Annotated in this window: 6 protein-coding genes; 5 read left to right on the plus strand and 1 reads right to left on the minus strand. The window is 40.7% G+C overall.

Going from position 1 to position 9,074, the window contains the following annotated elements; genetic code table 11:
- The first annotated feature begins 162 nt into the window (after window positions 1–162).
- The 3 genes from AN214_RS21120 (at window position 163) to AN214_RS21130 (ending at window position 2,737) form a co-directional block, all read left to right on the plus strand.
- Window positions 163–1,041, plus strand: coding sequence for a LysR family transcriptional regulator (locus AN214_RS21120; protein WP_054981524.1), 879 nt, complete (start codon window positions 163–165; stop codon window positions 1,039–1,041).
- Between the two features lie 407 nt (window positions 1,042–1,448).
- Window positions 1,449–2,039 carry an aspartyl/asparaginyl beta-hydroxylase domain-containing protein gene (locus AN214_RS21125; protein WP_054981525.1) on the plus strand — a complete coding sequence of 197 codons (591 nt, stop codon included), beginning with the start codon at window positions 1,449–1,451 and terminating at the stop codon, window positions 2,037–2,039.
- Between the two features lie 134 nt (window positions 2,040–2,173).
- A complete protein-coding gene (locus tag AN214_RS21130; protein WP_054981526.1) occupies window positions 2,174–2,737 on the plus strand; it encodes a phage tail protein in 564 nt (187 codons plus the stop codon).
- 35 nt (window positions 2,738–2,772) lie between these two features.
- Here AN214_RS21130 and AN214_RS21135 read toward each other — a convergent pair whose 3' ends face one another.
- Window positions 2,773–3,384, minus strand: a complete 612-nt coding sequence (locus AN214_RS21135) for an aspartyl/asparaginyl beta-hydroxylase domain-containing protein (RefSeq protein ID WP_054981527.1) — start codon at window positions 3,382–3,384, stop codon at window positions 2,773–2,775.
- Window positions 3,385–3,510: 126 nt separating this feature from the next.
- On the opposite strand from AN214_RS21135, the gene AN214_RS21140 reads away from it, so the two are divergent.
- Together AN214_RS21140 and AN214_RS21145 are read left to right on the plus strand one after the other, a co-directional pair.
- Window positions 3,511–4,098, plus strand: a complete 588-nt coding sequence (locus AN214_RS21140; RefSeq protein ID WP_054981528.1) for an alpha-ketoglutarate-dependent dioxygenase AlkB — start codon at window positions 3,511–3,513, stop codon at window positions 4,096–4,098.
- 453 nt (window positions 4,099–4,551) lie between these two features.
- The coding region (locus AN214_RS21145) for a Calx-beta domain-containing protein (protein WP_152960832.1) at window positions 4,552–9,074 on the plus strand (4,523 nt) is incomplete at its 3' end.

Raw genomic sequence — 9,074 nt, forward strand, 5'->3', positions numbered from 1 at the left:
GATCAGATCGCGAAACACTATGAAAGTTCCCACATATTATTTTTATCAGCCTGATTTTTATAAATTATTTATGGGGATGGCTCAGGCTCAGTATAGAGTTTTATTTTTTTAGATATACAATATAAAAACGAAATCTAAATTCGAAAATATTAAATCAACGCTATGTACAGTTTATGTGATTTAGAAACCTTTATTGCCATTGTTGAAAATCAAGGAGTGGTGGTTGCTGCTAAAGCGCAAGGTCTTTCGCCTGCAACGGTCAGTCATCGATTAAATAAGCTAGAAAAAGCGCTTAATACGGTGCTTATTTTTAGAGATAGCCGGCGTATGCGGTTGTCGCCTGCAGGAGAGGTGTTTTATTTGCGCGCGGTGGCGATTTTAGAGGCGCTATATGATGCGGAACATCAAATTGGTGCCCGTGGCTCGGCTATTTCAGGGGGGCTGAGAGTCACTATGCCACCGTGGGTTTTTTCTAAATTTGTACTACCCGCACTTGCAGCGTTTGAGTCAAACTACCCTTATTTAAAACTCGACTTTATGATCACCGATCAATTTGTGAATGTGGTGGATGATGCGCAAGATGTGGCGATTCGGGTCGGGCAATTGGCTGACTCTAATTTACTGTCGCGCAAGATTGCCCATAATTCACGTATTTTGTGTGCATCACCCGCTTATTTGGCAAAGCATGGCATACCAAAATCGATAACCGATCTTAGTAATCACCAATGGGTATGTTTACCATGGCAACGGCAGATTAAATTTAAAGGCAATGACCGTGCTATTAACCACAGTGTAACTACTCAACTGACTATTTCTAACTCAGATAATATGACGCAAGCGGCGGTTGCAGGGCTTGGTATAGCGATTAAATCGCGCTTGGCAATTCAGGATGAATTAGCGGCTGGACAATTAGTTGAGATTTTACCAAACACCTTGCAAGATGATGACGCACCAGTCTGGTTTTTAAAACCACAAAACAGTTTAGTTACACGTAAAACTGAAGTGTTTTATGAATTTATGAATTCGTTGTTTGAAAAATAAAATAACCACACTTTAGGAGATTAGCTCTAGCCAACACCTCGCGTTTTTCTAAGATAAATCATTTAATTATTAGTTGGCTATGGTAGCTACCCAACAGTTTAAAAAGGTGACTGGCCGATAGTTAGTCTCCTTATTCCTAATATGTAATAGTGCGTAATAAATAAATTTATTTTCTGTACTACCTTTAATTAGACGACTTACAAAACCAATGTTGGTAACGATAGTTTAAAGGACAGAAAAATATGGATTGTTGGCTTCACAGTACTCCAGACTTAAAACATTTGTTTTCTACAGATGGATCACAACATTTAAACGTGCAGTTTTTTCTGTCTGCTTTAAGCAAACGCCAGCGATTGCTTGGTGCCGCATTTTATCTGTGCTCGCAAGTAGCATAAAGCGACTGTGTTATGACTACATGCCTTTATTCAAAATTAGCGAGTGGCTTTGACGCTCAAGCATTACTAACAGAATATTTAAAACTTGTTGATGGGCAGTGGGCAAACCACGTAAATGAAACCGATTACTTAGGAACGTGGGATGTCGCGGCTCTGCGTTGTAAAGAATCCCACGCAAAGAATCATCCTATTTTGCAATGCTTTGACATAGAGCCAACATCCCGTTGGCAAAGCCTTTGTCAATTTCAACGATCTGATATTTTTGGAAACATGTGTAACTGGTTTGAATGTGAAATTTATGCCATTCGATTAATGCGTTTGGCAGCTCAGTCACATATTCACACTCATCGCGATCATGGTGTCAATATCGAAAATGATCAAGCGAGAATACATATTCCACTTCAAACATCAAAGCTCACCACATTTCAAGTTGCAGATTATTCGTTGTCTTTGGGCGAAGGTGAGGTTTGGTATATCAATATTGATCAGCCTCATTCAGTGCAAAATTCATCAGATAAAGAGCGTATTCACTTAGTAATTGACTGCCATGCAAACGAATGGTTAAAGCGAAAAATACAGCAAGGTCATACTCGCTATGTATAAGCGATACGAGCCTATTAGTAACTGTGAATCACTGAAAATTAGCGATAAAAGTTAAGCGTGTTTTTCATTTATTGAAAAACTTTTACACAACAATACTCTTTCTGAATTAAAGAGTAATTAAAAAAGGAAATAATATGGATCCGTTATTAGGGCAAATTATGCTCTTTGCAGGAAATTTTGCGCCAAGAGGTTGGGCATTTTGTGATGGGCAATTGTTGGCAATATCACAAAATTCGGCACTTTTCTCTATTTTAGGGACGACGTACGGGGGCGATGGTCGCACAACTTTTGCACTGCCAGACTTAAGAGGCAGAGTAGCAGTGCACGAAGGAAATGGCCCTGGTCTTAGTCCTTATAGATTAGGTGAAAAAGGAGGAGTTGAAGATGTAACGCTTAATACATTGCAAATCCCAAGTCATAGCCATATTGCTGGGTCGGTTTCATTGCCAGTGTCATCCAGTGAAGCAACCAGTAGTAATCCAGTTGATCACGTTTTAGCAAGCGCTATGACAAACATTTCTCGTGAGACTGCTGTTTCAACTAATGTTTACGCTGATGCTGATATGGCAAATAGTAATATGAAAACAGCAGGTAGCACGGGCGCAACAGGCGGCAGCCAATCTCATACGAATGTGCAACCATATTTAGCAACAAACTATATTATTGCTGTACAAGGTACATTTCCGTCGCGCAATTAATATGGCAGGTGTTTTTTACAAGCGCATGCGTCAATTTAGACAGGTGTGCTTGTATTCTTAGCTGCTAATGTATTGATAAGCCATTGATTTGGTAAAATGTCGATTGTTAAGTTAACACGTTCTTGAGCGCCAAAATTGATTACCTTGTGTGGATCATTGAGTTTTAAGTACCAACATTCACCGGGCTGCATTGCAACAGCAGTGTTATTCAAATAAAACGTCACATTTGGGTTATCTATAATCGGAATGGTAAGCCGCACTACTGATTTTTCAACTTCTAAAGCTAACGTGGGATCTGTGTGTTCTTGCACGACTTCGCCTGGCGCTAGCCTAAGTATTCTAACTAAGTTTACTTTGGTATTTTGATTAAAGAATTCAACAATGTTTTTGAAGTAAGGCGCCGAATTGAGTAATTCAGTATTTAACCAGTCCGTCCAAGAACCGTCGGCGTAGTCATCGGTTGGGGGTGGGAAAGGGCGTGAAGGGTCAACGATATGTGCAGGTGCTCTTAAGGGAATTGCATCGTAGTATTCATACTGAGTTAGGTGCCGTGATTTCAAAGCATCAAACTCTTGTTGCATTTTAATTACGTCAAATGAAAAAGGTAATTTGATTCTGTCGGTTATTTTGAGCGTACATTCAGACATATTTTTTCAACTTCCTTTTGAATTTAAAAGTTTAGCATGGCACAAAAATCAAAAATTGATAATCGAGTATATAGTGTATTTGTACGTTATTTGGCTTAAGCAGTGTTATAGGTAGGAGTTGCGATAATGGATTTGAGGTTAAACTGTGAGGCGTTTTATTTGGACTCATTTATGACTGAAAGCACGGACGTGACCTTATTTAATGAGTTGATGAATAATGAGAAGGTGACATGTCCTTTTGAAGTAACTCTTTTTGACGGTACACGGTTAAAAAATGATTATGGCAAAGTCACATTTATGGATGAAAATTTGCTTGAGCAAAATGTACTTCCCTCGGAAATTTGGGGACCTACACAGCAATGGACAGCCAGCATCAAACAACTTAAACAGCAAATTGAACGTTTTACAGGACATCGTTTTCATTTCTGTGTATGTATTTACTACCCAAACGGTAATGTTGGGGTAGATTACCATTGTGACTTACCGGCTTATGGTGATACAGAATATATTGCGTCGATTAGTTTAGGAGCGCAGCGCATTTTTTCGTTTAGGGAAATTTCAACACAAGAAACGACCCAATTAATTCTTAAATCAGGCAGCTTGCTAATTATGGGTGATAAATGTCAGCAAAATTATGAACATGCGATGCTATTAAACCCTGAATGTAATCTACAGAGAATTAACCTTACTTTTAGAAAGTATGGATACGGTTGAGTAGCGTATGAAATATGTCGAAACGAGAAGCTTAATAATTGGATTGCCAAGAGTTTTGACTATTGACGTTGATTTTTCTTCTTGCGTAATATCAGTTGTCTCGTAAATAGCCTGTATAAAAACTCAATTTTTTGGGTTAAACGACCAAGTCCCATTTATTTTATACACCTTTAATTCTCGACGCCAACCCCTTAGCTATTTGAAACATTAATGCTTAAAAGCAGCAAAATAAAGTACGTGTAATACACTGTATTAGAGTGTCACTAATAATGCACATATATTCAGCAGTATAAATTTTGATCAGTTATCTCTGCAAAGAATGTAACTCATGTTTATATCTAGGGTACGGAAGGCTCGAAGGCTTTTGTCTAAATAAAAATGGAAATAATTGACACTAAGGTGCACTTCGAACTTACCCACTATAAATACATATATAGAAAACAAGGTGGTTTTATGGGTCAGGTTAGGCATATATACTTTGGTATCGTTTTTTTAACGCTACTTTTAAATTTTAACGCTCTCGCAGCGAGCAGTACCTTTTCAGGGCTAGGAGGGGCTGATACTGGCGGTACTGGATTCAAAACCATTACTAACATTTCTGGAGTCGTCGTCAGTAATAATTTAAATCATACCGGCACCGAGATTTATGGCTCCGAAAATGGTGTTGGAGCAGCAGAAGTACTTGTTTTAAAGGCCGATGGTATAAATGCTGAATCCTTCACCTTTAATGACTTACAAGTGTTTAACTTTACGGGGTCATCTACTTGGACAACATCGACCATCGAGTTTAAAGATAAAACTGGTGCTGATATTCAAGTTATGAGTAATCCTAATGCTCTTACAACGAGCGTGGTGTCAATTGGCTCGCTATACACAAGCAACAATTCGTTGCCGATAGTGGGTGTAGCAGAAGTTAGAATTAATTTATCCGGTGGGGGCTCTCCGAGTAACTTTACTTTAGCCTCATTAGATATTTCAAATTTGGTAACGCCCGTGAGCTCAGATAATAGCGGTACTTTGGTGGCTGCTGGCGGTGTTTCGGAACCTATCAATTTACCATCGACATCACAAGTTGGTAGCCCTTTATCAGTATTTGACTTTCAAATTAACGACGGTGGCGCAGGTGACGGGCTATCACTTGATATTAGCCAAATTAACGTATCACTCTCTGGCACCGCATCGGCCAACTTTTCAAAAATGCGATTTAATCTAAAGGGTTGTGCCAGTAAATCGGCTGTGCAGCAAAGCGGCGGCATTGTTAGTTTTACGGCGACTAATATCTCAATACCTGATGGCGATAGTACAACATGTACCGTTGAAGCCTATTGGGCGGATAATACCGCGCTGACAGATAACCAAACGCTCACGCTAAGCATTGATGGTGATACAGAATTGACACTGGATGGCAGTAAAACGCAGATGACAGGCACAAATGTAGCCGTAGCAACTGGTAATATGTTGACAGCAGTAACCGCTGCAGAGCTTGTATTTACGACTCAGCCTACGGGTTCTGTTTCTGGTGCCGCGCTTACCACTCAGCCAGTTATTACTGCAAAAGATGCAGCGGGTAATACAGATACTGACTTTACGGAACTAGTGACGTTATCTGAAGCGAGTGCAGGTACGCTATCTGGTGACATCGACGTCACCGCAGTTAATGGTGTGGCTACTTTTACGAACGTTGTCTATAGTGCAAGCGCAGATCACCAATCATTTAGTTTATCTGCAGATGACGAAACTGGGGTTGGTGATGATTTACCGGTATCGACCGCGAATGCAATCACATCTGACGTCGTCGCAACAAAACTGATATTCACCACTCAGCCAGCACCGCTATCCATTTCGTCGGGTGCGTTAACGAGTTTCACAACCGAGCCCGTTGTGCACGCGGCGGACGCAAATAATATTTTTGATACCGATTATACAAGCGCAATAGTGTTATCTGAGGCAAATGGTCTTGGAGATGCAGTATTTGCTGCTACGACTGATCTAGATGGAGATAGCGCTACAGTCACGATGAACGCCACCGCTGGCAGCGCCACTTTTTCAGGATTAAAAATTAACTACAGTTTATCTGGGGCGGGACCAGAGACATTCAATTTATTGGTGAGTGATGGATCTTTAACGACCAGCCAAAGTAATCAATTAACGGCAAGTGACACAATGCCACCTGCCATTACAAGTATAGCTGTTTCAGGTAGTCCGAATGCTGCAAGCCGCAGTGTTTCTTTCGTCGTGAATTTTGATAAGGCAGCGAATAATGTTTCCACCGATGATTTTGAATTATTCTCAACTAACACCGCAGCGGGCGCAATAACAAGTGTATCGGCAAGTTCAGGCACAAGTATTACGGTAACGGTAAACTCAATAGTTGGCCTCGGTGCATTACGTCTTGACCTTAAAAATAATACAAATATTACTGATAACAGCGGTAATGGTAACGGTACCAATGGGTATGTTGCGGCATTTACCGCAGGCAGTAGTCATACCGTTGATAGGGTCGGACCCACCATAACAGCGATTACTATCGCTGATAGTGTACATAAGGTAGGTGATTCAGTCACGGCAACCATTACAGTTGCAAGTGATACCGATGACTACACTGCAGGCGCTGGCGGATTAAACACAAGCACCATTAATGGCTATACGCTTGGTAGTCTCGCGAAGGTGAACGACACTACTTATACAGCATTGTTCACTATCACAAATGGTGGAACCGATATCGCTGCGGGTGATGATATTCCAGTAAATGTGACGATTAAAGATTCGTTGGGAAATATCGGTAACACGTATATCACAGTTATTAGCCAAGCGAATGATGCTATTTACGCAAACAATCCTGTGATTAACTTGGCGACGGATAAAGTAAATATTGCTGAAAATGCAGGCGTTGCTGTTCTAAGCGCCAATTTATCGGGCAGTTTAAACAACAACTGGCCAGCAGATATTGATGTAAACCTCAATTACAGTGGCACGGCGGTAAATCCTGACGATTATTCGCGTACAGCGAAGATTGTCATTAGTGCAAATAACAGCGTCGGTACGATAAATATTACGGCAATAGCAGATAGCCATTTTGATGCTGCAGTAGATGAAACCGTCATTGTTGATATTAGTACGGTATCTGTCGGTAGTATTGGCACAACGAGCCAACAAGTAATCACTATTAATGATGAGCAAAGCGCACCGACGGTTAGCTTAAGTGTTGATAATACTAATATCAATGAAAATTCAGGAAACGCCGTTGTAACGGCAACGTTAAATAACGCAACCTTCGCACCGGTGAACGTGTCATTATCCTATTCAGGCACAGCCACATTAGGTGCAGATTTCAATAACACTGTAAGTAACTCTATAATTATTCCCGCAAATACAGTAAGTAATTCGGTTGATATCGCCATTACTAGTATTGATGATACGGTAGAAGAGGGCAGTGAAACGATTGTTGTTGATGTAAGCGCTGTCTCAGGTGGCGGCGCGACCGAAAGTGGCACTCAGCAGCAAACGATAACAATTCTTGATGATGACGATACGACTTCGCCGCTCATATTGAACATTGTGGTTCCTGTTGCTAAGACTTATAAAACTGGCGACAACCTTGATTTTACGGTAAATACAGATGAAGTGACCTTGGTTAATACCGCTGGTGGGACACCACGATTACAACTTACCATTGGTTCCACAACTAAGTATGCAAGTTATATGAGTGGCTCAAATTCTCAAGCCTTGTTGTTTAGATATACTGTTGAGGCAGAGATATTTGATGATAATGGTATTGCATTAACGAGTTTCGATATCAATGGTGCTACAGTTAGGGATGCGGCTGGAAATGATATAAATAGTGCGCTTAATGGTGTAGGCGATTTGACTGCTGTATTAGTTGATTCTGTATCACCAAAAGTCACATCGGTTAGCTCAAACACAAACAATGGTGCTTATAAAGCGGGTAGCTCTATTAATATCACGGTTGAATTTGATAAGAACGTAACCGTTACAACATCATTGGGTACTCCCTCTATTGCGCTAAATGCACAATCAGCAGCAAAAGCAGTTTACAGCTCGGGTTCAAATAGCGATACGTTAACATTTAATTATACTGTTCAACCGGGCGACAATAGTAGCGATCTTGATTTCGTAAATACAAGCTCGTTTGTTCTGAACTCAGCAGTAATCGAAGATGTGCATGGTAATAATGCAACGTTAACATTACCAACTCCGGGGTTAGTCAATAGCTTAAGCAACAATAAAGATCTTATCATTGATACGGTCGCACCGGTTGTTCCAGCGATAACTAGTCCACTCAGTAACACCCTAGTGAATAATGCATTTGCGACTATTGCAGGAACTCATAGTGAAAACGCGGTTAAAGTTCATGTCTATCAAGATACTAATCAAGATGGCCAAGCAGATAACAATACATCACTTGTATCAGCAGAGGTGAATTCTGGTACGTGGACGCTTAATGCACCTGTTACTCCAGGTATTAATAGTTTTGTTGTAACAGCTGTAGATGCAGCAACTAACACGTCAAATGACGTTAAAGTGGCCTTAATTACTCGCAATTCAGCACCTCAAATTTCAGGCACACCCAATACCAGTGTGAGTATGGGCAGTAGCTATACTTTCACACCAACGGCATCTGATCTTGATGGCGACACGTTAACTTTTTCTATCATCAATCAACCTAGCTGGGCAAGTTTTGATTCTTCAACAGGTGAGCTTTCTGGCGTTCCTACGAGAGCAGATGTTGGGCAGTTTACAAACGTTACTATCTCTGTTTCAGACGGCGCATTAAGTGCAGTGCTTCCAGCTTTTACGATTGAAGTACTCAATGTAAACGGTGTGCCTATTATTTCGGGAACACCAGCGACAACTGTAGATGAAGGTAAAGCCTATAGCTTCACACCTATTGCGTCGGATGTTGATGATGATGCCTTAATCTTCTCGATTACAAATAAACCAAGTTGGGCCACGTT

It is taken from the genome of Pseudoalteromonas sp. P1-9 (assembly GCF_001399975.1).
Taxonomy (GTDB): Bacteria; Pseudomonadota; Gammaproteobacteria; order Enterobacterales; family Alteromonadaceae; genus Pseudoalteromonas.

Bases quoted from the DNA above. Each gene is read 5' to 3' on its own strand.
- AN214_RS21140 (WP_054981528.1), top strand. From the start codon at position 3,511: ATGGATTTGAGGTTAAACTGTGAGGCGTTTTATTTGGACTCATTTATG.
- AN214_RS21135 (WP_054981527.1), bottom strand. From the start codon at position 3,384: ATGTCTGAATGTACGCTCAAAATAACCGACAGAATCAAATTACCTTTT.
- AN214_RS21125 (WP_054981525.1), top strand. From the start codon at position 1,449: ATGACTACATGCCTTTATTCAAAATTAGCGAGTGGCTTTGACGCTCAA.
- AN214_RS21120 (WP_054981524.1), top strand. From the start codon at position 163: ATGTACAGTTTATGTGATTTAGAAACCTTTATTGCCATTGTTGAAAAT.
- AN214_RS21130 (WP_054981526.1), top strand. From the start codon at position 2,174: ATGGATCCGTTATTAGGGCAAATTATGCTCTTTGCAGGAAATTTTGCG.